This window comes from Kitasatospora sp. NPDC002543 (assembly GCF_053594915.1).
This window is the reverse complement of sequence record NZ_JBSFWR010000119.1, coordinates 1-24419: the sequence shown is the minus strand read 5'-3', so window position 1 is coordinate 24419 and position 24419 is coordinate 1. Positions and strand designations below refer to the sequence as shown.

The following is a 24419-nucleotide window of genomic DNA, read 5'->3' as shown; positions in this document are numbered from 1 at the left end:
CGCTCGCCCCGGGCCGTCCGGGATCAGGGGACCACGACCACCTTGGTGTCCTTCGGTACCGGTCGCGGGGCCGCCGTTCACCGCTGCCGCCGTCGCCGGGGCGGGGCCGCGGAGCCCGGGCTCAGCCGATGGAGCGGGGGAGACGGGTGGTCAGGTAGAGGATGGTGAAGGAGCCGAGGAGCTGGATGCCCAGGCAGAGCGCCAGGGCGCGGTCCATGCCGAGGACGGGGGAGAGGGAGAGGTAGAGGGTGCCGAGGGTGGCGACGCCGAGGGCGAGGCTGGACTGCTGGCCGGTGGCGAGGACGCCGCTGCCGACGCCGGCCCGGGCGGCGGGCACCTTGGCGAGGACGACCCGGAACAGCGGGGTGCCGATCAGGCCCTGCCCGATGCCGGCGAGGGCGACGCCCGGGGCCATCCGCAGCGGGGAGAAGTGCGCCCCGTCGGCCAGCACGGTCAGGGCGAGGGTGGTGAGGCCGGCGGCCTGGACGACGGCGCCGGCGCTGAGCACCCGGCTGCCCCAGCGGCCGATCAGCCGCGGTCCGGCGAGCGAGGCGCCGAAGTAGCCGACCGCCATCGGGACGAGCGCCCAGCCGGCCGCGACCGGGCCGAGCCGCAGGCCCTGCTGGAGGGCGACCGCGATGACGAACATGAAGCCGCCGAAGCCCGCGAAGTAGGGGAGCGCGATGCCGAGGCCGCGCCGCATCTCCGGGATGCGCAGCAGGGACGGCGGCACCAGCGGGGTGTCGCCGCGCCGTTCGGCGCGGCGCTCGACGGTGGCGAAGGCGGCGGCGAGGAAGGGGAAGAGCGCCAGCAGCACCCAGGACCAGAGCGGCCAGCCGGCGGCGCGGCCCTCCATCAGCGGGATGAGCAGGGAGAGCAGGGCGGCGGTGAGCAGGGCGGTGCCGGGGACGTCGACCCGGGCGGCCGTGGTGGCCCGGCTCTCCGGGACGTAGCGGACCGCGAGCACCACGGCGAGCAGCGCGAACGGCACGTTCAGCAGGAACACCGAGCGCCAGCCGGTGCCGAACAGGTCGGCGGCGACGAGCATCCCGCCGAGCACCTGGCCGATCACCACCGAGATCCCGCCGACCGCGCCGTAGACGCTGAGCGCGCGTCCGCGCCGGGCGCCCTCGGTGGCGGCGGTGATGGTGCCGAGCACCTGGGGGATCAGCAGCGCGGCCGAGGCGCCCTGGGCGGCCCGGGCGGCGACCAGGGACCACGCGCCGGGGGCGAGGCCGCAGGCCAGCGAGGTGACGGCGAAGGCGAGGGCGCCGACGACGAAGAGCCGGCGGCGGCCGTAGCTGTCGCCGAGGCGTCCGCCGAGGACGAGCAGGACGGCGAAGGCGATGCCGTAGCCGGCGGCGACGAGTTCCAGGACGGCGGGTCCGGCGGCCAGGTCGTGGTCGATGGTGGGCAGGGCGACGTTGACGATGAAGAAGTCGAGCATCGGCAGGAAGGCGCCGAGCAGGACGGTGACCAGCCCGGCGGTGCCGAGTGCGGCAGCGGGACCGGTGGGTCCCGTGGGTCCGGGAGCGGCGGTACGGGCGGCCGCGGTGCCCGGGGTGGTGGCGGTGCGGCTCGATGCGGGGGCGACGGCGAGTTGTTGGGTCACGGGTCCTACGATCCGCCGCGCCCTACCCTGGTACCAGAGTGTGGTTATCCAGGTATAAGAAGTACCTGGCAACAGGCTGGAGGCTGTCGCATGCTGGGGAGCATGAGCCTCGCCACGCCTCCCGCGCAAGCCCGCACCGGTTCGGCCGGCCCGTTTGGTTCGGCCCGCCCGCCTGGTTCCGCCGGTCCGGCCGCCGGCGGCAACGTCCGGCCGGCCGCCGGAACGCGCCCGGCCACCCCCGGCGAAGCCCGCCGGCACGAGCTGGCCGCGTTCCTGCGCAGCCGCCGCGAACGCCTGTCGCCCGAGCAGATGGGCCTGCCGATGACCGGCCGCCGCCGCACGCCGGGGCTGCGCCGGGAGGAGGTCGCGCAGCTCGCCGCGGTCGGGGTGACCTGGTACACGTGGCTGGAGCAGGGGCGGGACATCCAGGTGTCCACCCAGGTGCTGGACGCGGTGGCCCGGGCGCTGCTGCTGGACCCGAGCGAGCGCGCCCACCTGTTCACCCTGGCCGGCGCGGACGATCCGGCGCCGGTGAAGGAGTGCCCCTCGGTCACCCCGAGCGTGCGGCTGCTGCTGGAGCAGCTGGCGCCGTACCCGGCCGTGGTGCTCAACTCCCGCTACGACGTGCTGGCGTACAACGCCCAGTACACCGCGTTCGTCGGCGACCTCGACGAGCTGGCTCCCGAGGACCGCAACCTGATGTGGATGGCGTTCACGCCCTCGCGCTTCCGGGAGGTGCTGGTCGACTACCGCACCGAGCGCCTCGGCATGGTGGCCCGGTTCCGCTCGGCGATGGCCGACCACAGCGCGGATCCGGCCCGGAAGGCGCTGCTGGCCCGGGTGCTCAAGGCCTCGCCGGACTTCGCGGAGCTCTGGCAGCGGCACGACGTGATGCGTCCGGGCAATGGCGTCAAGCGCTTCCAGGTGCCCGGCGTCGGGCTGCTGAGCTGTGAGTACACCAACTTCTGGCTGAGTCCGCAGCTGGGCACCCGGATGATCACGTACACCCCGCTGGACGACGGGACCCGCGCCCTGATGGACCGGCTGCCCACCCGGTAGGAAGACGGCCCGGGGCGGGGGACGGACGGGAACCGACCGGGCTCAGGCGGCCCGCACCGCCGCGTCGCGCCCGAGCCGCAGGCACACCGCGGCGAGCGGCAGCTCGATGCCGAGGGCCATGACCAGCGCGGCGAGCACCGCGCGGCCCGGCCCGGCGCAGGCGATGTCGGCCAGCGCGTCGCCGGTGAGCAGCAGGGCCACCGCGGCACCCGCCCACAGCGCGGCGGGGCTGCGCCGGCGCAGCAGCGCGTCCAGCGAGAGCAGGGCGGCGAACTCGGTGAGGTCGAGCACGACCCACGGGGTCTCGTGGCAGGCGGCGAGGACCGCCAGCCAGGGCAGCAGCGCGACCGCGGCCAGGACGGGGAGCCGGGCGAAGCGCGCGGGCAGGGCGTTCGGAGGGACGGGGCGGGCGGTGAGGACGGCGGTGGTCATGCCGCACCCCGGCTCCGGTCGCGGCCCCGCACCCGCTCGAGCGGCAGCCGCTCGGCCACCCCGCCCGCCGGGTGTTCGACCCGCACCGCGTCGAACGGCCCCTCGGCCCAGGCCACCCAGAACCGCCCGGCCACGGTGACCGTCTCGGCCGTCGAACGGGCGCGGCGGAAGCGCCGCCGCCCGGTGAACACCACCGAGGGCACCGTGCCGTCGGCCGCCAGCCGGCCCCAGGCCAGCACGTGCCGGCTCCGCCCGGCGGTCGGGCAGTGCCGGGCCCCGCGCAGCAGGTGGGGGGTGAGCCGGGCGGCGACCAGGACGTCGGTCAACTCCCCGTACTGGTAGAGCTCCAGCGCGGCCCGGCCGCGGCCGGACACGACGCTGCGCAGCGACCAGGGCCCGGCCCCGGCCGGCAGCGCGCCCTCCGGCCGCACACCCTCCGGCCGCACACCCTCCGACAGAGCGTCCTCCGACAGAGCGTCCTCCGGCAGCGCGTGCTCCGTCGGCTCCTGCCGCGGCGCCGGCGTTCCGGAGGCGGTCCCGGGGCCGGGCCGCCCGTGCGGCGGAGTGGCGGAGTGCGGTGCGGTGCTCGTCATGCCCTCAAGCCTCCTGCCGGGGCCCCCGTCCTGTCGGTGGTGCCGCGCACCGAATCGGGGGTGTAGCTAGATACACCCCCTTTGGGAACCCCCCTTCATGGTGGTGCGTGATCACGGGGCCCTACGCTGTCCGCCATGCCCTCCACCACGCTGCGCCGAGCGCTCGTCAGGAGCCTCCGGCGCCCACCGTGGTCGCCCGAGGCCTGGCGGGACGTCCGCTTCATAGCCGCCGGCGCGCCCATGGCGCTGCCGGTCTGGCTGGCCGTCACCGAGTCGCGGCTGCTCTTCCCTGTGCTCGCCGCCGTGCTGGCCGGCGCTCGCCCGCTCACCGCCGTGCAGCGCGGCCGGCTGCGCGCCCTGCGCGGGGTCGAGGTGCCGCCGCTGCGCCCGCCGACGGGCCGTCAGCGCTGGCTGCTGGGGGCGACCTGGCGGCAGGTCCTCCACCACCTGGTGGCCGGCCCGCTGCTGGCGGCGGCCGCGCTGGTGGTGGTGTACGCCTGGGCGGCCGGCGTGGTGCTGGCCACCGTGTACGGCTGGATCTGGCTGCTGCCCGCCGGCACCGCGCTGCGCTCGGGCCTGGCCGGGGAGGACGTCCTGCTCACCCTCGGCGGGGTGCTGCTGCTGGCGGTGCTCCCGACGGCGGGCACCCAGCTGGCCCGGCTGGACGTCTGGGTGGCCCGGCGGCTGCTCGGCCCGGACCGGGCGGAGGCGCTGGAGCGGCGGGTCGAGGAGATCGCCGAGAGCCGGGCCGGGCTGGTCGACGCGGTGGACGCCGAGCGCCGCCGGATCGAGCGCGACCTGCACGACGGCGCCCAGCAGCGGCTCACCTCCCTCGCGATGAACCTGGGACTGGCCCGGCGCACCCTCAAGGAGGTGCCGCCGGAGGTGATGCAGGTGATCGTCGACGCGCACGAGGAGGCCCAGGCGGCCATCGACGAGCTGCGCGACCTGGTCCGCGGTCTGCATCCCGCCGTCCTGGAGGACCGCGGTCTGGACGCGGCGCTGTCCGGCGTCGCCGCCCGCGCCCCGCTGCCGGTGCGCCTGGACGTCGACCTCTCCGAGCAGGTCGCCCCGACCGTCGAGGCGGTCGCCTACTTCACCGTCTCCGAGGCGCTCACCAACGTGGCCAAGCACGCCAGGGCCCGCCGCGTCGACCTCTCGGTGCGGACGACCGGCGGCCGGCTGCGCCTGGTCATCAGCGACGACGGTGTGGGCGGCGCGGACCCCTCGCGCGGCACCGGGCTCACCGGTCTGCGCAAGCGCGCCGCCTCCGTCGACGGCACGCTGTCCGTTCTCAGCCCCCTCGGGGGGCCCACCACCATCACCGTGGAGTTGCCGTGCGTGCTGTGATCGCCGAGGACTCGGTCCTGTTGAGGGTCGGCCTGGTCAAGGTCCTGGAGGCGGTGGGTTTCGAGGTGGTGGCCGCCGTCGGGGACGCCACCGAACTGCTGGCCGCCGTGGAGCGGCACCTCCCGGACGTGGTGGTGGCCGACGTCCGGATGCCCCCGGGCTTCAGCGACGAGGGGGTGAAGGCGGCGATGGTGATCCGCCGGCAGTGGCCGGACACCGCCGTCCTGCTGCTCTCCCAGTTCGTGGAGGAGCGCTACGCCGCGGACCTGCTGGCGACCAACACCAGCGGCGTGGGCTACCTGCTCAAGCAGCGGGTGGCCAACGTCGACGACTTCGTGGACGCGCTCCAGCGGGTCGCCGAGGGCGGCACCGCGCTGGACCCGGAGGTGGTCGCCCAGCTGCTGGTGCGCCGCCACCGGGACCCGCTGGAGAAGCTGACCCCGCGCGAGCGCGACGTGCTCTCCCTGATGGCGGAGGGCCGGTCCAACGCGGCGATCGCCGGCTCGCTGGTGGTGAGCGACAGCGCGGTGGCCAAGCACATCAACTCCATCTTCACCAAGCTGGACCTGCCGCCGGCCGAGGACAGCCACCGCCGGGTGATGGCGGTGCTGCGCTTCCTGGAGGTCGGGTAGCGGTGAAGGGGGCGAAGGCCTGGAGGGTCACCGGGACGGTCGTGATCGTCCTGGTCATGATCGGCGCCGGACTGCAGACCTGGTCGATGGCGGTGCAGCAGCGCACCAGCACCAGCCGGCCGTACGACCGGGCGATCCACCGGCTCCAGTTGGAGACCGGAAACGCCTCGGTCCGGGTGCGGGCGGGGCGGGAGGGCCATGTGGTGGTCCGGCAGAGCCTGGACTGGCTGGTGCGCAAGCCGGTGGTGTCCACCGTCTTCGACGGCGACGTGCTCACGGTCGGGCTGCAATGCCGGCTGGTGCTGCCGCTCGTGGACCTCGGCTGCGGCGCCGAGATCGAGCTGGAGGTGCCGGCCGCGACGGAGGTGTCCGGCTCGGTGGGCTCCGGTTCGGTCCAGGTGGAGGGGCTGAGCGGGGACGTGCGGGTGGAGCTCACCTCCGGCCAGCTGCTGCTGTCCGACACCTCCGGGAACGTGACCGTGCACGGCACCTCCGGGTTGGTGCTGGGCACCAACCTGAGCATGGGGCGGGTGGCGGCGCGGTTCACCTCGGGCTCGGTGCAGCTGGGCTTCGCGAGGATCCCGCGCGAGGTGGACGCCACGGCCACCTCCGGCTCGGTGGAGCTGACCCTGCCGAAGGACAGCCGGTACGCCGTCTCCAGCGAGATCGGCAGCGGCAGCGGCCGGATCGACACGGAGCTGGTGGACTCCGCCAGCCCGAACCGGCTGCACGCCGCGGTCACCTCGGGGGTGATCACCGTCGTCCCGTCGGCGTCCCCGCAGCCGGAGCTCCCGGAGCACCCGGAGCCGTCGGAGCACCCGGAGCCGTCGTTCTCGCCGAGGCGGTCGGAGCACCCGGAACCCTCGTTCGCGCCGGAGTCCGCGCCACCGCCGTCGGCCCCGTAGCGGGGCGGCGTCCGGCGCGGGCGGAGGCCGCTCACCCGGGTGGGGGACAATGGAGAGTCCCGTCCCTTTCACCCGAGGTCAGCCGCGCATGACAGCCACGCCCGCACCCACCGCGTCCGACACCGAGTTCGCGCCGCTGGACATCGGCCCGATCCGGGTGTGGCCGCCCGTCGTGCTGGCGCCGATGGCCGGCATCACCAACGCGCCGTTCCGCACCCTGTGCCGCGAGCAGAGCGGCGGCAAGGGGCTGTACGTCTCGGAGATGATCACCACCCGGGCGCTGGTCGAGCGCAACGCCAAGACCATGCAGCTGATCAAGTTCGACCCGAGCGAGAAGCCGCGCTCGATCCAGCTGTACGGGGTGGACCCGTCGACCGTCGGCAAGGCCGCCCGGATGATCTCGGACGAGGGCCTGGCCGACCACATCGACCTCAACTTCGGCTGTCCCGTCCCGAAGGTGACCCGCAAGGGCGGCGGCTCGGCCCTGCCGTACAAGCGCAACCTGCTGCGCGAGATCCTGCGCGAGGCCGTCGCCAACGCGGGCGACCTGCCGGTGACCATGAAGATGCGCAAGGGCATCGACGACGACCACCTCACCTACCTGGACGCCGGCCGGATCGGCGCCGAGGAGGGCGTGGCCGCGATCGCCCTGCACGGGCGCACCGCCGCCCAGCACTACGGCGGGACGGCCGACTGGTCGGCGATCGCCCGGCTGCGCGAGTCCGTCCCGGCGCACATCCCGGTGCTGGGCAACGGGGACATCTGGTCGGCGGACGACGCGCTGCGGATGATGCGCGAGACCGGTTGCGACGGCGTGGTGGTGGGCCGCGGCTGCCTGGGCCGGCCTTGGCTGTTCAAGGACCTGGTCTCGATCTTCGAGGGCGACGTGGACTACGCCCGCCCCGACTTCGGCTACGTGGCCGCGGCGATGGTGCGGCACGCGCAGCTGCTCGGCGAGTGGCTGGGCGACGAGGCGCGCGGCGTGGTCGACTTCCGCAAGCACGTCGCCTGGTACACCAAGGGCTTCTCGGTCGGTTCCGAGCTGCGGGTGCGGCTCGCCGGCTCCTCCTCCTTGGCCGAACTGGCCGAAACCCTCTCCCAGGTGGAGCAGTCCCAGGGCTGGCCGGACGGTGCGGACGGCCCGCGCGGGCGGACCAGCGGCAACAACCGGGTGGTCCTGCCCGAGGGCTGGTTGGACGATCCGTATGACTGCGCCCGGCCGGGCGTTGACGCCGAATCGGACACCTCTGGCGGATGATCTATACGGTCTGGCGAAAACGGCCCTCCGGGGCCCATGGCCACTAGGTCCCAGCCCTCTTGTCCATCCTGGACAAGAGGGCTCCTTTTCGGCATTCGACCGTCACGCAGCGGGCGCGTCCCGGGACGCAGTGCGACGATTGGCGGAGGCGGTCTACGCCCGACCCGTGAGATGCGCTGGTGACGCTTGCCACATACGGTGGGGACTGACGGCCGGTCAGTGGACGAAATGGACAGGTCGACTGTGAATCGCTTCCCGAAGCCGGTCGGCCGGTGATCGGCCGATCCGGGTGCAGGAAATCAAGCCGGGGCAACGCCATGGACCCGCGGTCGCTACGGTGCGTCCGGATCGTGCGATCTTCGGGCCTGCTTGTCTTCAAGAATTGAATGCGGGCTAGCGTCAGGCGGACGATTTCACCAACAGAGGTGAACGCCTTTATGTGCATTCGATCTAGCGGGTTACCGCTTGGTACCAGCCACGGGTGGCCCATTCAGGGCAGAGAAGTGCCTTCGAAATGGGTATGTTCTCCGGCGTCAGGGCAACCGTGTGAGGAGACCGAACCGTGCCGTCCCAGCAGAAGTTTGTTTACTCCTTCACCGAAGGAAACAAGGAGCTCAAGGACCTTCTCGGCGGCAAGGGTGCGAACCTGGCCGAGATGACCAACCTGGGCCTCCCCGTCCCGCCGGGGTTCACCATCACCACCGAGGCCTGCAAGGTCTTCCTGGAGACCGGCAGCGAGCCGTCCTCCCTGCACGAGGAGATCAGCGCCCACCTGGACGCCCTCGAGCAGGAGATGGGCAAGAAGCTGGGGCAGGCCGACAACCCCCTCCTGGTGTCGGTGCGCTCCGGCGCGAAGTTCTCCATGCCCGGCATGATGGACACCGTCCTCAACATCGGCCTCTCCGACGACTCGGTGGCCGGCCTCGTCGCCCAGTCCGGCAACGAGCGCTTCGCCTGGGACTCCTACCGCCGCCTGGTCCAGATGTTCGGCAAGACCGTGCTGGGCGTCGACGGAGAGCTCTTCGAGGAGGCCCTGGACGAGGCCAAGCACGCCAAGGGCACCGTCAACGACCTGGACCTGGACGCGGCCGACCTCCGGGCGCTGGTCGAGGTGTTCAAGGGCATCGTCGAGCGCGAGACCGGCCGGGCCTTCCCGCAGGACCCGCGCGAGCAGATGGACCTCGCGATCCACGCCGTCTTCCACTCCTGGAACGGCGACCGCGCCCGGCTGTACCGCCGCCAGGAGCGCATCCCGAACGACCTGGGCACCGCGGTCAACGTCTGCACCATGGTCTTCGGCAACCTCGGCGAGGACTCCGGCACCGGCGTCGCCTTCACCCGTGACCCCTCCACCGGCACCCAGGGCGTCTACGGCGACTACCTGTCCAACGCCCAGGGCGAGGACGTCGTCGCCGGCATCCGCAACACCCTGCCGCTGGCCGAGCTGGAGAAGCTCGACAAGAAGTCGTACGACGAGCTGATGGCGATCATGCAGAAGCTCGAGAACCACTACCGCGACCTCTGCGACATCGAGTTCACCATCGAGCGCGGCAAGCTCTGGATGCTCCAGACCCGCGTGGGCAAGCGCACCGCCGCGGCCGCCTTCCGGATCGCCGTCCAGCTCGTCGACCAGGGCCTGATCGACCTGGACGAGGCCCTGATGCGGGTCACCGGCGGTCAGCTCTCCCAGCTGATGTTCCCCCGCTTCGCCCCCAACGCCGAGTCGCAGCAGATCGCCTGGGGCCTGGCCGCCTCGCCGGGTGCCGCGATCGGCAAGGTTGTCTTCGACTCGTACACCGCGGTCAAGTGGTCCCGCTCCGGCGAGAAGGTCATCCTGGTCCGCCGCGAGACCAACCCGGACGACCTGGACGGCATGATCGCCGCCGAGGGCATCCTGACCTCGCGCGGCGGCAAGACCTCGCACGCGGCCGTGGTCGCCCGCGGCATGGGCAAGACCTGTGTCTGCGGCGCCGAGGAGCTGGAGGTCGACACCAAGGCCCGGCGCTTCACCACCGCCGACGGCCAGGTGATCCACGAGGGCGACGTCGTCTCGATCGACGGCGCCACCGGCAAGGTCTACCTCGGCGAGGTCCCCGTCCTGCCGTCCCCCGTGGTCGAGTACTTCGAGGGCACCCTGCACGCGGGCGCCGACGTCCAGGGCGGCCTGGTCCAGGCCGTCCACCGGTTGATGTCGCACGCCGACGGCCGCCGCCGGCTGGCCGTGCGCGCCAACGCCGACAACGCCGAGGACGGCTCGCGCGCCCGCCGCTACGGCGCCCAGGGCATCGGCCTGTGCCGCACCGAGCACATGTTCCTCGGCGAGGAGCGCCGCAAGGAGGTCGAGCACCTGATCCTGGCGGACAACGACAAGGACCGCGAGCTCGCCCTCTCCACCCTGCTGCCGCTCCAGAAGGGCGACTTCCTGGAGCTCTTCCAGGCGATGGACGGCCTGCCGGTCACCGTCCGCCTGCTCGACCCGCCGCTGCACGAGTTCCTGCCGGACATCACCGAGCTGTCGGTGCGCGTCGCCCTCGCCGAGGCCCGCAAGGACCCGAACGAGAACGACCTGCGCCTGCTCCAGGCGGTGCACAAGCTGCACGAGCAGAACCCGATGCTCGGCCTGCGCGGCGTCCGCCTCGGACTGGTCATCCCCGGTCTGTTCGGCATGCAGGTCCGGGCCATCGCCGAGGCCGCCGCCGAGCGCAAGCTGGCCGGCGGGGACCCGCGCCCCGAGGTGATGATCCCGCTCGTCGGCACCGTCCAGGAGCTGGAGCTGGTCCGCGACGAGTGCGAGCGGGTGCTCGCCGAGGTCGCCCAGTCCACCGGCGTCCGGCTGGACATCAAGCTCGGCACCATGATCGAGCTGCCGCGCGCCGCGGTGACCGCCGGGCAGATCGCCGAGGCCGCCGAGTTCTTCTCCTTCGGCACCAACGACCTGACCCAGACGGTCTGGGGCTTCTCCCGGGACGACGTGGAGGCCTCCTTCTTCACCGCCTACCTGGAGAAGGGCATCTTCGGGGTCTCCCCGTTCGAGACCATCGACCGGGACGGCGTCGGCTCGCTGGTCAAGCACGCCGTCGAGGCCGGCCGGGCCACCCGCCCCGACCTCAAGCTCGGCGTCTGCGGCGAGCACGGCGGCGACCCGGACTCGGTCCACTTCTTCCACGAGGTGGGGCTGGACTACGTCTCCTGCTCCCCCTTCCGGATCCCGGTGGCGCGCCTGGAGGCCGGCCGCGCCGCCATCGAGTCGGCGGGCAGCGACTCGCGCTGAGGGAGGGAAGGCATCCCCTTCCTCACGCGCGGGTACGACTGACCGCTCCCCCTCCCTTCGGGAGGGCGTACACCGGAGCTCGGCGCAGGAGAACCGGCGTACGTGAAACGGCCGGGCGGGAACGGACAACGGCGTCCGTTCCCGCCCGGCCGTACGTCCGTCTCCGGCCGCCCCTCCGGGCCCGGAGCCGGGCGCCGGGCGCGCCGGGGACCGGCGGTGTGGCGGCGGCCACACGCGTAGCTCGCCCGGCGGGGCCCGGCCGCCTGCCAAGCTGGATCGCATGACCAACCGCAAGAACCCGCTCGTCGTCGTGGCCGTGCTGATCCTGGCGCTCGTCGCCGGGGTCGGGTACCTCCTCACCGACAAGGGGAGCAGCCACCCCAAGGCCGCCGCGAGCGCGACCGCCACCGCGGCTGCCCAGGCGTCCGGGTCCGCGGCCCCCAAGCCCTCGGCCCCCAAGCCGACCCCGCCCGCCGGCGGCGCCGGCACCACCCCGGCCCCGGCCGGCACCTGGGTGCCGACCGACCCGGCCATGGCCGACGTCTGCCGCACCAAGCTCCCCAGCCAGGCCGTGGACACCCTCACCCTGATCGCCAAGGGCGGGCCCTACCCGTACAGCCGCGACGGCATCGTGTTCGAGAACCGGGAGAGCCGCCTCCCCAAGAAGAGCGGCGGCTACTACCACGAGTTCACCGTGGTCACCCCGGGCTCCAACGACCGCGGCACCCGCCGGGTGGTGACCGGTGAAGCCGGTGAGCAGTACTGGTCCGCCGACCACTACGCCACCTTCCAGGAGATCGACTCCCGCTGCTGAGCGGGGCCGAACCCGGGGGCCGAACGCGGGGCCGTACGGCCCCGGAGGGGCCGCGGCGGCCGGGCACCGCTCACCGTGCCCGCCGCCAGGTGATCCGGGGGTGCGGCGGGTGCGGGCCGGTGGTGACCAGGGCGGTCAGCTCGTGGAGCACCGGGGCCGGGTCGCGGCGGAGCTGGGCCGGGGTGGTGCGCACCACCGGGAGCCCGGCGGCGGTGAGCCGGTTGGCGCGGGCGAGGCCCCGCTCGTGGTCGGCCGGGCGCAGGTGCCAGGCGCGGGAGTCGATCTCCAGGGCCACGCAGGCGTGCGGCCAGTAGGCGTCCGGGACGGCGAGGAAGCGGCCGTCCAGGAAGAGCACCGGGTTCCACAGCGGCTCCGGCAGCCCCGCGTGCGCCAGGACGTCGCGGGCCTCGCCCTCCACCACCGACCGCACCCCGACCGTCAGGTCCTCCACCACCTCGGCCACCTGGGGCAGCCCGAGCGCGCCCGGCCGGGACAGCAACTGGTCGAGCAGCTCGCCGAGTTCGCAGTGCCGCCGCTGGACGGCCTCCGCGCACAGCGCCCGGAACCGGCGGCGCCCCGTCTCCCCGGGCGCGAGGTCCGCCAGCGCCCGGGCGACCGTGGTGCTCCACAGCCCGTCGTCCCGTTCGAAGCCGCCCGGCATCGCCCCCGAGGCCCGGTGGATCCGGACGAACTCCCTGTCCCCGACGCGTCGTTGACCAGGAATCAGGATGTCGACCGAGTGGAGGCCGGACGGGTGTCCGGCGCTCGGCAGCCCGGCCTCGGCGAGCACTGTCAAGCCGGTCAGCAGCACCTCCCCGGTCCGTGGCTCGCGGCCCTTCGGCGTCGCGTACGCCAGTGCGGCCCGCAGTTTCTGATGGAACGTCAGCCGACCGCTCTGGAGGCAGATCACCCGGGGCAGGACCTGTTGCCAGGGCCCGCCCGGCCGCAGCCGGTGGGCGATGGTGCCGGAGGGCACCCCGAGCCGGCGCAGCTGTGCCCGGGTGGCGATGTGCTGCTGGTCGGCGCCGAGCAGGGCGACCGGATCGAGGGGGTTCGCGCGGGTCATGCACCGGTGCCTGCCCGGCGGGATCGGGGGTATGCGAAACATCCCCCGTCGGTGGGGCGCGCGGTCACGGGTGTTGACGGAACGGCGGCCGAGCCGCTGAGCTGGAGCCATATGACCATTCCATCCACGCACGTCGGCCCCGCGTCGGACGCGCTCCTCGGCCTCTGCGTCGGCGACGCCCGCGGTGCCCAGTTCTTCGTCCCGGAGACCGCCCGGGCCCACCTCGCCGCCCGCACCGAACCCCCCGGCCCCTGGCCGTGGACCGACGACACCGAGATGGCCTGCTCGGTCCACGCCGCCCGCACCGAGCGCGGCGCGATCGACACCTTCGACCTCACCCACGCCTTCGCCCTGCGGCCCGGCCGCCAACCGGCTGCTGCGGCTGGTCCGCGAGGGCGGCGACGCCCGCCGGCTGGCCGCCGAACTCTTCGACGGCCAGGGCTCCTACGGCAACGGCGCCGCCATGCGGGTCGCCCCGCTGGGGGCCGTGTACGCCGAGGACCCGAGGGCCGCGGTGCGCCCCGCCGCCGACACCGCCCTGATCACCCACACCCACCCGCAGGCCGTGGACGGCGCGATCGCGGTCGCGGTGGCGGCCGCGCACGCCGCGCGGGCGCGCACCCGGCCGACGGCGCCGGAGCGCTTCCTGGAGGACGTGGCCGGCCTCACCCCGAACGGGGCCGTCAGGGACGGCATCGTGGAGGCCCGCGGGCTGCCCGCCGGGACGGACTTCCGGACCGCCGCGCGCCTGCTCGGCAACGGCAGCCGGCCGTCGGCGGCCGACACCGTCCCGTACGCGCTGTGGTGCGCCGCCCGGAACCTGGCCGACTACCGCGCCGCGGTCTGGGACGCGATCGCGGCCGGCGGCGACATGGACACCGTCGCCGCGATCACCGGCGGGGTGGTCGCCGCGCACACCGGCGCCGCGGGCATCCCGCGCGGCTGGCGGGACGCCTGCGAGCCGCTGCCGGCCTGGGCGTTCCCCGAGCCGGGCGGCGTGCGCGCGGCCGGCGAGCCGCACCTGACCCCGATCAGCCTGCCCCGTCCGCACCCGGTGCCGGCCGTGAGCTGGTCCGACGGGGACTGGGAGCGGATCAGGCGGGGCCTGCGGGCCCGGGACACGGACGAGCGCTGGGTCGCCGTCGTCTCCGAGGGCGTGCTGCACCTGCACCGCAGCGTCGGCGGGGCGGAGATCTACCGGGTCCGGGTGGCCCGGGTGCGGGGCGGCTGGCGGCCGGTGGAGGCGCTGGTCGAGGCGGATCCGGGCCGCCACCGGGCCTGGGACGACCACACGGTCCTGCCGGTCGTCCTGGGCCTGGTGCGGTCCGGCTACCGGGCGCTCGGCCTCAGGCCGTGATCATCAGCTGCCCGGCGCCGCTGCCGCCCTGTCTAAGGCACTCCTGGTTGATCGCCGGATCCGGGGCGCTCGGCGAGGTGGCGGCGGCGATCCGCAGCTCGATGATGTCCCGGACGGCCGGCCACTCGTCGTCGAGGATCGAGTAGAACGCGGTCGAGCGCACCACCCCGTCCAGCCCGCGCGAGTGCGCCCGGCGGACCCCCTCGGAGGTCGCGCCGAGCCGCTCGATGGCGGCGCGCGAGCGCAGGTTCCGGGCGTCCGCGCGCAGCGAGATCCGCTGCACGCCCCAGGTCTCGAAGGCGTGGCGCAGCATCAGCAGCTTGGCCTCGGTGTTGATGCCGGTGCCCTGGGCGCGCGGCGAGAGCCAGGTGTTGCCGATCTCGGCGGCGTCCGGGACGGCCGTGGCCGGATCCCCGAACGGGACCCCTGGCACGGGCGGCCACACCATCGGACCCCGCCAGTAGTCGAGTTCCAGGAAGCGGGTGGAGCCGACGACCCGGCCGTCCGCGAGGTTCACCGTCGCGAACGGCAGAGACCGGCCCGCGGCCTGGTCGGCGAGCGCGCGGGCGACGTAGTCGCGGGCGGCTTCCGGACCGTGCGGGACGGGTGTGAAGGCGTAGGTCGTACGGTCCTCGGCGCCGGCCTCGGCGATGGCCTCGGCATGGTGCGCGGCAAGGGGCTCCAGCCGCACGGTGCGGCCGGTGAGGATGACAGGTACGGGCACGGAACCTTGGTCCTTCATCGGTCGGAGGGTGCCTCCCGGGCCGGGGTACGGCACGGGGTGCTCTGGGCTGGGTACGCCTGGGCCCGGGTCCGCCGGCCGGGTGCCCGCGCACGCCGGAGCTCCGGTCGGACGGGGTGGGGGCGGCGGCCCGGAACGGGCGGCGCGGGTGCCGGAACGGACACGGGTCCTCGGACCGGTCCGGCGGGAAGAGCGAGGGGACAGTGTGCGTCCGCGAAATGGCCGAGGAGGGTACGAGAGCGCGAAGGGAAGCAGGCGGCCAGGTGAAGGCAAGATGCGTCGTGGGTGGCTGGCCGAGCACCGGACCGGGACGTGGCCGACGGCGTTACGGACGACGTGACGACGACGCGACGATGCGAGGCAGCGAGAGGACGATACCCGCCAGAAGGCGGTGCGTCACTTCGCGGCGCGCGAATGGCCGCCCGGGCCGTTCGCGGGCCCCGCGGACGGGCTCCTCCGAGGGGTGTGACCAGGGGCTCTCCGCCGGGTGCGATCATGGTCCGGAGCCGCTCGGCCGCGGCTCCCGGGCGCGTCCCCGGAGAGCCGTCGAACGGCCTCGCGGCGGCCCTGCGGGCGGTCCCGCGACCCGGCCGCCCGCGGGCCGGGACGGCCTGCGGGACCGTCCCGGGACCGGTGCGGGGCGAGGTCGGAGCGAGGACGGGGCCCGGGGCGGGAATTCCGGCGGCGCCCGGCACGCTGCAAGAACGAGAAGCCGGTCGACCGGAACGAGCAGAGAACGGGGTTGGGTGCGCGGTGCGTGACTTCCAGGCGCTGTACGAGCTGGATCAGCAGGGCGTGGCCGCCGTCGCCGCGGCCAACGAGCAGTTGCGCGACACCGGTGCGGGCCTCGTGCTGCTCCAGCACTTCGAGGGCTTCATGGACGCCGGGGAGGCCGGCGGCCAGGTGGTGTCCCACCTGCTGGAGACGGGCTCGCCGCAGGTGGTGGCCCGCTTCGACCACGACCGTCTGGTGGACTACCGGGCCCGCCGCCCGGCGATGGTCTTCGACCACGACCACTGGGCGTCCTACGACCCGCCGGAGATCCTGCTCCAGCTCCTCCACGACGCCGCCGGCGCGCCGTTCCTGCTGCTCACCGGCCCCGAGCCGGACGTCGAGTGGGAGCTCTTCGCGCGCGCCGTCCGCGAGCTGGTGGAGCGCTTCGAGGTCCGGCTCTCGGTCGACTTCCACGGCATCCCGATGGGCGTGCCGCATACCCGCCCGGTCGGCATGACGCCGCACGGCAACCGGCTGGACCTCGCCCCGGGCTACCCGCAGTGGTTCGACCAGGCGCAGGTCCCGGGCAGCGCCCAGGCGCTGGTGGAGTACCGCCTGGCCGAGGCCGGGCACGACGTCCTGGGCTTCGCCGTGCACGTCCCGCACTACGTGGCCCGCTCCGCCTACCCGGCGGCGGCCGTGCAGATCCTGGAGGCCGCGCAGTCCGCCACCGGGCTGGTGCTGCCCGGCACCCGGCTGCGCGAGCAGGTGTCCGAGGTCTACGCGGACATCGAGGAGCAGCTGGCCCAGGGGGACGGCGAGTTGCGCTCGGCGATCCGCGGCATGGAGGGGCAGTACGACGCCGTGGCGGGCGCGGAGGGCCGGGAGAGCCTGCTGGCCGAGCCGGTGGACCTGCCCTCGGCGGACGAACTGGGGCGGCGCTTCGAGCAGTTCCTGGCGGAGCACGAGCGCGGCGCGGAGTAGTCGCGGGCAGGCCGCGGGGCAGCCGCGCGGCACGTCGGCGCGCGGCGGCCCGGGTGTGCCCGTCGGCCGGTCCGGGGGCGGATTCCGGCCGGTTCGGTCCCGCCCGGAGGCGTATTCGGCCCGGGCGGGAGTGAACGGCCGCGACCGTTCGTTGGCCCCTGATGCGCCCGCCCGGGGGACGGGCCGCCACCAGGAGCCGACCGTGATCCGCATCCCCGGGGGGAGACCATGCCGAGGACCGCACGCCCGACCATCGCCCTGACCGCCGGACTGGCCGCAGTGCTGCTGGCCGGCTGCACCGACAACGCCGGCTCGGACGGCGGGAGCGGCGCCGCCGGCGCGGCGCCCGCCCACGCGAAGGCCGCCGCGGCCGAGCCCCCGCCCACCGGCCCGTACGTCGCGCTCGGCGACTCGTACACCGCCGGGATGAAGATCGCCCCGCAGATCGGCGAGCCGGGCGCCTGCTACCGCTCCGGGGCCAACTACCCGGCCCTGGTGGCGAAGGGGCTCTCGCTCGCCGCCGGGCAGTTCAAGGACGTCAGCTGCAGCGGCGCCCGCACCGGGGACCTGACCGGCCCGCAGAAGGTCGCCGACGGCACCAACCCGGCCCAGCTGGACGCGCTGACCGCGGACACCCGGCTGGTGACCCTGGGGATCGGCGGCAACGACGCCGGCTTCATGGAGGTCGTGACGGAGTGCGCCAAGGCCAACCTGGTGGACATCGTCAAGGGCGTGATCACCGACAGCGCGGACCGGATCAGCAACTCGCCGTGCCGCGACCACTACGCCAAGGGCGGCGGCACCGACGAGGTCCAGCGCAAGGTGGACGCGGCCGGCGAGCGGATCGGCCAGGTGCTCCAGGACGTCCGGAAGCGCTCCCCGAAGGCCAAGGTGTACGTGATCGGGTACCCGGGGCTGCTCCCGGCCGATCCGGCGAGCTGCCTGCCGGTGCTCGGCAACGCCGTGCCCGCCTCCGACCTGAACTTCCTGGTGGAGAAGCAGCAGCAGCTCAACGGCATGCTCAAGAAGCGCGCCGAGGCGGCCGGCGCGGTGTTCGTGGACCTCGCCGGGCCCTCGGCCGGGCACGACATGTGCGCGGGGGAGGGCGAGCGCTGGGTCGAGCCGCCGTTCCCGGCCCACGGCCTGGCGCCGATCCACCCCAACGCCAAGGGCCAGGAGGCGGCGTCCGGCGTCGTCCTGAAGGCGATCAAGGGCTAGCCCCCGGCCGGGCCGGGGAACGCGAGGGGCGCGCGGGGCGCGCGGGACTGGACCGTCCGGGTGGGGCCGACGCACCGGGGCGGGCACCCGCGTGCCGCGCACCGTTCACGCCCCGGCCCGCATCGCTTCGTGCGCGGCACACCCCGCGTGTCGGCGGCCCGGCGTACGGTGAAGGGCATATGGACGACACCAAGCACCGCCTCGCCGCCCCGATCCCGTACGACCGCGCTGCCGAGGCCCGCTGGGTCCCCGAACCCGACAAGCGGCCGGGCCGCACGGCCTTCCAGCGCGACCGCGCCCGGGTCCTGCACTCGGCCGCCCTGCGCCGGCTGGCCGGCACCACCCAGGTGGTCGCCCCGATGCGCAGCGACTTCCCGCGCACCCGACTCACCCACTCCCTCGAATGCGCCCAGGTCGGGCGGGAGTTGGGTGCCGCCCTGGGCTGCGACCCGGACCTCGTGGAGACCGGCTGCCTGGCCCACGACATCGGCCACCCGCCCTTCGGCCACACCGGCGAGGAGGCCCTCGACCAGGCCGCCGAGGCCTGCGGCGGCTTCGAGGGCAACGCCCAGTCGCTGCGCATCCTGACCCGGCTCGAACCCAAGCGCTTCGCGCCCGACGAGGAGCGGCCCGCCGCCCGGCTCGCCCCCTGGCCGGGCCGCAGCGTCGGCCTCAACCTGAGCCGCGCCGCCCTGGACGCCGCCACCAAGTACCCGTGGACCAAGGGTGCCCACCCCACCGACCCGGCCTCGCCCAAGTACGGCGTCTACGCCGACGACCTGGCGGTGTTCCGCTGGCTGCGGGCCGGCTCCCCGGCCGGGCGCAAGTGCTTCGAGGCCACCGTGATGGACTGGTCCGACGACGTGGCCTACTCCACCCACGACGTCGAGGACGGCCTCCAGGCCGGCCACATCGACCCGGCCGCCCTGCGCGCCCCGAGCGAGCGCGCCGAGCTCTTCAAGGTCGCCGAGCGCTACGCCCCGGACGCCGGGCCGGAGGAGCTGTCGGCCGCCCTGGACCGGCTGCTCGCCCAGGAGTGGTGGCCCCGCTCCTACGACGGCACCGCCCGGGCCCGGGCCGGGCTCAAGGACCTCACCAGCCAGCTGATCGGCCGTTTCTGCCTGGCGGCCGAGCAGGCCACCCGCGCCCGCTACGGCCCCGGCCGGCTCACCCGCTACACCGCCGAGCTGGTGGTGCCGAGGGACGTCCGGCTGGAGTGCGCGGTGCTCAAGGCGGTCGCCGTCCGCTACGTGATGCAGCGCGACGAGCAGGCCCAGCTGCGGGCCCGCCAGCGGATCGTGATCGCCGAGCTGGCGTACGTCCTCACCCAGCGCGCCCCCGAGGGGCTGGACCCGGTGTTCGCCGCCATGTACCGCGAGGCCGAGGACGACCGCGCGGCCCTGCGCACGGTCGTCGACCAGATCGCCACCCTCACGGACGCCTCGGCCCTGGCCCTGCACGCCAAGCTGGTCGGCGCCGCCTGGGCGTAGTGGGTCCGCCGTCCGCCCCGGCGGCCCGGCCCCGGCCGGTTGCCCCGGCCGGTCGGCCCTGCGGCGGTCCGCCCGGCTCGAAGGCGCGGCCGCCCCAGTAGACTTCCGGGGTGGCCGGGCGGATCAGGGACGAAGACGTACAGGCGGTGCGCAGCGCACTGCCGATCGACGCGGTGGTCGGCGACTACGTACAGCTGACCAATGGTGGCGGCGGCGAGTACAAGGGCGTCTGCCCCTTCCACGACGAGAAGTCCGCCTCCTTCTACGTCAACCCCGCCAAGGGCGTCTTCCACTGCTTCGGCTGCCAGGAGAACGGCGACACGATCGCCTTCCTGATGAAGATCGAGCACTTCACCTTCGCCGAGGCCGTCGAGCGGATGGCCGCCCAGGCCGGCATCACCCTGCGCTACGAGGAGGGCGGCTACAGCCCCCGCCACCAGCAGGGCGAGCGCACCCGGCTGGTCGAGGCGCACAAGGTGGCCGCCGCCTACTACCGGGAGCAGCTGGCCTCGCCGGAGGCGGAGATCGGCCGCCGTTTCCTGGCGGAGCGCGGCTTCGACGAGGAGGCCGCGACGACCTTCGGCGTCGGCTACGCCCCCGCGGGCTGGGAGCACCTGGTCCGCTACCTGCGCGGCAAGGGCTTCACCGACAAGGAGATCCTGCTGGGCGGCCTCGCCTCGCAGGGCCAGCGCGGTGGCCTGATCGACCGCTTCCGGGGCCGGCTGGTGTGGCCGATCCGGGACATCGCGGGCGAGGTGGTCGGCTTCGGCGCCCGCCGCCTGCGCGAGGACGACAACGGCCCGAAGTACCTCAACACCCCCGAGACGCCGATCTACAAGAAGTCCCACGTGCTGTACGGGATCGACCTGGCGAAGAAGGAGATCGCCAAGTCGGGCCGCGCGGTGGTGGTCGAGGGCTACACCGACGTGATGGCCTGCCACCTGGCCGGGGTCACCTCGGCGGTGGCCACCTGCGGCACCGCCTTCGCCGAGGACCACATCAAGATCATCCGCCGGCTGCTGATGGACACCTCGCAGTACAGGGGCGAGACCGTCTTCACCTTCGACGGCGACGCGGCCGGCCAGAAGGCGGCCCTGCGCGCCTTCGAGGACGACCAGAAGTTCGCCGCCAAGACCTCCATCGCGGTCAGCCCGGGCGGCATGGACCCGTGCGAGCTGCGCCTGGCCCAGGGTGACGAGGCGGTCAAGCACCTGATCGACAACCCGGTCCCGCTGTTCGAGTTCGCGCTGACCTCGGTGGTGGCCCGGCACCGGGTGGACACCCCCGAGGGGCGGTCGGCGGCGCTGGAGGAGGCGGCCCCGATCGTCGCCAAGATCAAGGACCGCTCGATCCAGCACGAGTACGCCGTCCGCCTGGCCGGCATGCTCGGCATCCTGGACGAGCAGTTCGTCGTCCGCCGGATCTCCCAGCTGGCCCGCTGGGACCGCGAGCGCCAGCAGAACCCGCGCGGCGCGGCCGCCCAGCGCCGCCCCGAGCCGGTCCAGCCGCAGCGCCCCGCGCAGCCCGCCTTCCGGCTCAACCCGCGCGACCCGGCCCAGTTCGTCGAACGGGAGCTGCTCAAGCTGGCGCTCCAGCACCCGGACCTGGTCAGCCCGGCCTTCGACCACTACGGCGAGGACGAGTTCCCGACCCCGCCGTACACCGCCGTCCGGCAGGCCATCGCCAAGGCCGGCGGCGCCGCGTACGGGGCGGGCCTGCCCGACTTCACCAGCGCCGTGCGCGAGGCGTCCCCGGACGACCAGGTGCGGTCGCTGGTCACCGAGCTGACCGTCGAGCCGGTGCGCTCGCGCCGCAAGGTGGACGCGATCTACGCGGGGGAGTTCCTGGTCAAGCTGCGCATGCTGGCGGTGGACCGGCGGATCACCGAGGTCCGCGGCTACCTCCAGCGGCTCGGCCCCCGCGCCGACGCCGAGCAGCTGCACGCGGTGCAGACCGAGCTGTGGCAGCTCCAGCAGTACGGGCAGCAGCTGCGCAGCCGGGGCGCGGCGGCGCTGTAGGGCCCGCCCGCGCCTCCCGCGGCACGGCCGCGCCACCCGCCGGAGAAAGTCGGCGCACGAGTCTCGGCCACGGAGTGTGGCGTACCGCACACTGGAGGGCGTCCCACCTCCGTACTGCGCGGGTCCGCCAGAGTCGCGCCCGCCCCGAGGGGATGCCCGTGGAGCAAGGCCTCGCCGCAGCGACCACCACCAGGACGAGAGCGAACCCCGCCGGACCGGCCGGGCCGCACGCCGGCAAGCAGCAGTCCGGGGAGCAGGAGACCGACCACGGCCGGGCCGGGGCGGCGCCTCCGGACGGTGCCCGGGCCCCCGCCCAGGGCCTGCCGGAGGGCCACCCGGACAGCCCGGACAGCCCGGACCCCGACCACGAAGCCGAGCCCGAGCCCGGGGCCGGGGCCGGGGCCGAGGAGCCGGAGGAGCGCCGCGGGCCCGTCGGCGACACCGGTCCGGCCGCCGACCTGCTGCGCCAGTACCTGCGCGAGATCGGCCGGATCCGCCTGCTCACCGCCGAGGAGGAGGTCGAACTCGCCCGTCGGGTGGAGGCCGGCATCTTCGCCGAGGAGCGGCTGAACGGCGACCCGCCGCCGCCCGACCCGCTGGCCGGGGAGCTGGACACCCTGGTGGTGCGGGGCCGGATCGCCAAGCGCCGGCTGATCGAGGCGAACCTGCGGCTGGTGGTCTCCGTCGCCAAGCGCTACGTCGGCCGCGGGCTGACCCTGCTGGACCTGGTCCAGGAGGGCAACCTGGGCCTGATCCGTGCGGTGGAGAAGTTCGACTACGCCCGCGGCTTCAAGTTCTCCACGTACGCCACCTGGTGGATCCGGCAGGCGATGAGCCGGGCGCTGGCCGACCAGGCCCGGACGATCCGGGTGCCGGTGCACGTGGTCGAGCTGATCAACCGGGTGGTGCGGGCGAAGCGCGGCCTGCTCCAGGAGCGCGGCCTGGAACCGACGGCGGCCGAGATCGGGGCCGCCCTGGAGCTGACCGAGGAACGGGTGCGCGAGCTGCTCCGGCTGGCCCAGGAACCGATCTCGCTGCACACCCCGGTCGGCGAGGAGGAGGACGTCGCGCTCGGGGACCTGATCGAGGACGCCGACGCCGCCTCGCCCGCCGAGTCCGCGACCTTCCTGCTGCTGCGCCAGCACCTGGAGGCCGTCCTGGCGACCCTGGGGGAGCGGGAGCGCCAGGTCGTCCAGCTCCGCTACGGGCTGGACGACGGCCGTCCGCGCACGCTGGAGGAGATCGGCGCGGTGTTCGGCGTGACGCGGGAGCGGATCCGCCAGATCGAGTCGAAGACCCTGGTCAAGCTCCGCGACCACGCCTGTGCCGAGCAGCTGCGCGGCTACCTCGACTAGCCGACGGGCGTGGGCGGGAACGAGGGGGAGAGCGAGGGCGAGGGCGTGGGCGAGGGCTGGTCGGCCGGGGTCGTCGCCGGGTCCCACGCCGCAGGGTCGGCCGGTGTGGCCGGGGCCGGTGCCGTGGGGGCTCCCGCGCCGGTTCCCGGCGGGGGTGAGGCGGGCCCGATCGGGATCGGGGTGGAGGCCACCACCATGGCCAGGTCGGAGACCACCGCGGTGCAGTCGTGGCCGGCCGGCTGGTAGCCGCAGACCTGGAAGGTGACGGTCGGGTCGGCCGCGTTCAGCATCGGCGAGTAGTTGTCGTAGCCCCAGTGGATGAGCGCGGTCTCGCTGTCGCCGGTGCCGTCGGTGATCGTCGCGTAGTCCTTCGGCTGGCCCTCGGTGATGGCCGCCCAGGCGGCCCGGCAGGTCTGGCTGTACCGCAGGTAGACGACGACCTTGCCGATCACCTGGGTCTGCAGGGTCCGGGCGTCCTTGCCGCAGCCGGTGGTCTTCGGGTCCTTGTGGGCGCAGCCGACGGCCTGGCAGGCGGGGTCGGTCGGGCCGGGGCGGGCGGAGGCGGAGGCCCCGGCCGTCGCGGTGGTCCCGTCGGCCGCCGCGGCCTGCCCGTCGTGCCGGCTGATCCGCAGGCCGACCAGCACCAGCAGCAGTGCCAGCACGGCGGCACCGGAGACCAGCGCCGTCGGGCGCAGCCACCAGGGGGCGGGATCGGGTTCCGGCCCGGCCGCCGGTGCCTCCGCGGCGGCCTGCTCCCCGGCGGCGAACCCTGCCTCGGTGGCGGGGGGTTCCTCGGGACTCCGCGGCTCGTCGTCGGCGGCCGGGCGCTGCACGGCCGCGCCCACGCCCGGCTCGGCGCAAGCGCCCGGCTCCGCGCCCCCGTCGGGGACCGGCTCCGCGGCCTCCGGCCCCGGCCCCGCCACCGCCTGGAGCCACAGTGCCCGCAGCGCGGCCCCGTCGCACGCGACCGTCCCGATCAGGGCGTCCAGCGCCTGCTCGGTGACGATCCGTTTGCCGTTGAGCCAGCGCTCCCAGGAGGCCCGGCTGTAGTGCGTCCGGGTCGCCAGCTCGGACAGCGACAGCCCGGCGGTGTCCTTGATGGTCCGGAGTTCCTCCGCCAGGCGCTTGGCGGGTTCGGACAGTTCCTCGGGCAGCTGCTTCCGGGCGGCACCCACTGCGGCGCTCCAAAACTCGAGAAACGGTGGGCGGGGGAGGCGGGCCGGAACGGGCGGGCGGGTCCGGCCGTCCGGCGTCCCGGCTTCTCCAACCCGGTCGGCCTGGCGTCCCAAACCCCAGGTCATGGCGCTGAGACGGACGGAAGTGTCTCACAACCCCCGGAGACGCTCGAACATTCACGTCGTCATCGTGCAGAGTTCTCTGGCCGGTGCGGTCCGCCCGTCGGTGGAAACGTTCGGACACCGATCGATCACTCGTCGCGGGGTCCGCACCCGCTCCCGGCCCCCCGCGAGGCTGCGCCGGTCCGGTGGGTGGTTGGCCAGGCCGCCGATGGTCGGCGAGTAGGAGCGCTCGTTGTCGTTGACGACGATGA

19 protein-coding genes and 1 pseudogene are annotated in these 24419 nt (G+C 74.4%); 13 read left to right on the top strand and 7 right to left on the bottom strand.

The window, feature by feature from the left end:
• Window positions 1-121: 121 nt before the first annotated feature.
• Window positions 122-1612 (bottom strand): MFS transporter, encoded by a 1491-nt coding sequence (locus ACWD4P_RS33160; RefSeq protein WP_449782195.1) that lies wholly within the window; start codon window positions 1610-1612, stop codon window positions 122-124.
• A 102-nt stretch (window positions 1613-1714) separates the two neighbouring features.
• Between ACWD4P_RS33160 and ACWD4P_RS33155 the strand changes: the two genes are divergently transcribed.
• Entirely contained in the window at window positions 1715-2671 is a 957-nt protein-coding gene (locus ACWD4P_RS33155) for a helix-turn-helix transcriptional regulator (protein ID WP_359824771.1), read from the top strand.
• Window positions 2672-2713: 42 nt separating this feature from the next.
• Here ACWD4P_RS33155 and ACWD4P_RS33150 read toward each other — a convergent pair whose 3' ends face one another.
• Window positions 2714-3103: a hypothetical protein gene (locus ACWD4P_RS33150; RefSeq protein WP_449782194.1), complete on the bottom strand. Its 390-nt coding sequence runs from the start codon at window positions 3101-3103 to the stop codon at window positions 2714-2716.
• The gene (locus tag ACWD4P_RS33145) at window positions 3100-3696 is read right to left on the bottom strand and encodes a hypothetical protein (RefSeq protein ID WP_449782193.1); all 597 of its coding nucleotides are present in this window, start codon (window positions 3694-3696) and stop codon (window positions 3100-3102) included. Before ACWD4P_RS33145 ends, ACWD4P_RS33150 begins: the two co-directional genes overlap by 4 nt.
• A 135-nt stretch (window positions 3697-3831) precedes the next feature.
• Between ACWD4P_RS33145 and ACWD4P_RS33140 the strand changes: the two genes are divergently transcribed.
• The 6 genes from ACWD4P_RS33140 to ACWD4P_RS33115 all read left to right on the top strand — a co-directional run bounded on the left by ACWD4P_RS33140 (window position 3832) and on the right by ACWD4P_RS33115 (window position 11926).
• On the top strand, window positions 3832-5046 hold the full coding sequence (locus tag ACWD4P_RS33140) for a sensor histidine kinase (protein ID WP_359824765.1): 1215 nt from the start codon (window positions 3832-3834) through the stop codon (window positions 5044-5046).
• Window positions 5034-5678, top strand: a complete 645-nt coding sequence (locus ACWD4P_RS33135) for a response regulator transcription factor (protein ID WP_359824762.1) — start codon at window positions 5034-5036, stop codon at window positions 5676-5678. Before ACWD4P_RS33140 ends, ACWD4P_RS33135 begins: the two co-directional genes overlap by 13 nt.
• 2 nt (window positions 5679-5680) lie before the next feature.
• Window positions 5681-6583, top strand: coding sequence for a DUF4097 family beta strand repeat-containing protein (locus tag ACWD4P_RS33130; RefSeq protein ID WP_449782192.1), 903 nt, complete (start codon window positions 5681-5683; stop codon window positions 6581-6583).
• Between the two features lie 88 nt (window positions 6584-6671).
• Window positions 6672-7841 (top strand): tRNA dihydrouridine synthase DusB, encoded by a 1170-nt coding sequence (gene dusB, locus ACWD4P_RS33125; protein ID WP_359824759.1) that lies wholly within the window; start codon window positions 6672-6674, stop codon window positions 7839-7841.
• A 562-nt stretch (window positions 7842-8403) separates the two neighbouring features.
• The gene (ppdK, locus tag ACWD4P_RS33120) at window positions 8404-11112 is read left to right on the top strand and encodes a pyruvate, phosphate dikinase (RefSeq protein ID WP_359824757.1); all 2709 of its coding nucleotides are present in this window, start codon (window positions 8404-8406) and stop codon (window positions 11110-11112) included.
• Window positions 11113-11392: 280 nt separating this feature from the next.
• Window positions 11393-11926: a ribonuclease gene (locus ACWD4P_RS33115; RefSeq protein WP_359824754.1), complete on the top strand. Its 534-nt coding sequence runs from the start codon at window positions 11393-11395 to the stop codon at window positions 11924-11926.
• A gap of 70 nt (window positions 11927-11996) precedes the next feature.
• Here the strand turns inward: ACWD4P_RS33115 and ACWD4P_RS33110 are convergent, their stop codons facing one another.
• Window positions 11997-12992, bottom strand: a complete 996-nt coding sequence (locus ACWD4P_RS33110) for a hypothetical protein (protein ID WP_449782191.1) — start codon at window positions 12990-12992, stop codon at window positions 11997-11999.
• Window positions 12993-13103: 111 nt separating this feature from the next.
• On the opposite strand from ACWD4P_RS33110, the pseudogene ACWD4P_RS33105 reads away from it, so the two are divergent.
• A pseudogene (locus tag ACWD4P_RS33105) lies at window positions 13104-14349 on the top strand (ADP-ribosylglycohydrolase family protein).
• Here ACWD4P_RS33105 and ACWD4P_RS33100 read toward each other — a convergent pair.
• The gene (locus ACWD4P_RS33100; protein WP_359831448.1) at window positions 14339-15073 is read right to left on the bottom strand and encodes a GNAT family N-acetyltransferase; all 735 of its coding nucleotides are present in this window, start codon (window positions 15071-15073) and stop codon (window positions 14339-14341) included. The pseudogene ACWD4P_RS33105 and the gene ACWD4P_RS33100 sit on opposite strands and share 11 nt — an antisense overlap.
• A 771-nt stretch (window positions 15074-15844) precedes the next feature.
• Between ACWD4P_RS33100 and ACWD4P_RS33095 the strand changes: the two genes are divergently transcribed.
• The 5 genes from ACWD4P_RS33095 (at window position 15845) to ACWD4P_RS33075 (ending at window position 22870) form a co-directional block, all read left to right on the top strand.
• The gene (locus tag ACWD4P_RS33095; RefSeq protein ID WP_359831446.1) at window positions 15845-16789 is read left to right on the top strand and encodes a PAC2 family protein; all 945 of its coding nucleotides are present in this window, start codon (window positions 15845-15847) and stop codon (window positions 16787-16789) included.
• A 228-nt stretch (window positions 16790-17017) separates the two neighbouring features.
• A complete protein-coding gene (locus tag ACWD4P_RS33090) occupies window positions 17018-18007 on the top strand; it encodes an SGNH/GDSL hydrolase family protein (protein ID WP_359822886.1) in 990 nt (329 codons plus the stop codon).
• Between the two features lie 179 nt (window positions 18008-18186).
• Window positions 18187-19497: a deoxyguanosinetriphosphate triphosphohydrolase gene (locus ACWD4P_RS33085; RefSeq protein ID WP_359822884.1), complete on the top strand. Its 1311-nt coding sequence runs from the start codon at window positions 18187-18189 to the stop codon at window positions 19495-19497.
• 110 nt (window positions 19498-19607) lie between these two features.
• A complete protein-coding gene (gene dnaG / locus ACWD4P_RS33080; RefSeq protein WP_359822881.1) occupies window positions 19608-21515 on the top strand; it encodes a DNA primase in 1908 nt (635 codons plus the stop codon).
• Between the two features lie 152 nt (window positions 21516-21667).
• Window positions 21668-22870, top strand: a complete 1203-nt coding sequence (locus ACWD4P_RS33075; protein WP_449782190.1) for an RNA polymerase sigma factor — start codon at window positions 21668-21670, stop codon at window positions 22868-22870.
• On the opposite strand, the gene ACWD4P_RS33070 is transcribed toward ACWD4P_RS33075, so the two are convergent.
• Window positions 22867-24045 carry a DUF2690 domain-containing protein gene (locus ACWD4P_RS33070; protein ID WP_449782189.1) on the bottom strand — a complete coding sequence of 393 codons (1179 nt, stop codon included), beginning with the start codon at window positions 24043-24045 and terminating at the stop codon, window positions 22867-22869. The genes ACWD4P_RS33075 and ACWD4P_RS33070 overlap by 4 nt on opposite strands.
• A 177-nt stretch (window positions 24046-24222) precedes the next feature.
• On the bottom strand, window positions 24223-24419 hold a 197-nt coding region (locus ACWD4P_RS33065), incomplete at its 5' end, for a hypothetical protein (RefSeq protein ID WP_449782188.1).

Bases quoted from the DNA above. Each gene is read 5' to 3' on its own strand.
- ACWD4P_RS33155 (WP_359824771.1), top strand. From the start codon at position 1,715: ATGAGCCTCGCCACGCCTCCCGCGCAAGCCCGCACCGGTTCGGCCGGC.
- ACWD4P_RS33150 (WP_449782194.1), bottom strand. From the start codon at position 3,103: ATGACCACCGCCGTCCTCACCGCCCGCCCCGTCCCTCCGAACGCCCTG.
- ACWD4P_RS33145 (WP_449782193.1), bottom strand. From the start codon at position 3,696: ATGACGAGCACCGCACCGCACTCCGCCACTCCGCCGCACGGGCGGCCC.
- ACWD4P_RS33140 (WP_359824765.1), top strand. From the start codon at position 3,832: ATGCCCTCCACCACGCTGCGCCGAGCGCTCGTCAGGAGCCTCCGGCGC.
- dusB (WP_359824759.1), top strand. From the start codon at position 6,672: ATGACAGCCACGCCCGCACCCACCGCGTCCGACACCGAGTTCGCGCCG.
- ACWD4P_RS33115 (WP_359824754.1), top strand. From the start codon at position 11,393: ATGACCAACCGCAAGAACCCGCTCGTCGTCGTGGCCGTGCTGATCCTG.
- ACWD4P_RS33110 (WP_449782191.1), bottom strand. From the start codon at position 12,992: ATGACCCGCGCGAACCCCCTCGATCCGGTCGCCCTGCTCGGCGCCGAC.
- ACWD4P_RS33090 (WP_359822886.1), top strand. From the start codon at position 17,018: ATGCCGAGGACCGCACGCCCGACCATCGCCCTGACCGCCGGACTGGCC.
- ACWD4P_RS33085 (WP_359822884.1), top strand. From the start codon at position 18,187: ATGGACGACACCAAGCACCGCCTCGCCGCCCCGATCCCGTACGACCGC.
- ACWD4P_RS33075 (WP_449782190.1), top strand. From the start codon at position 21,668: ATGCCCGTGGAGCAAGGCCTCGCCGCAGCGACCACCACCAGGACGAGA.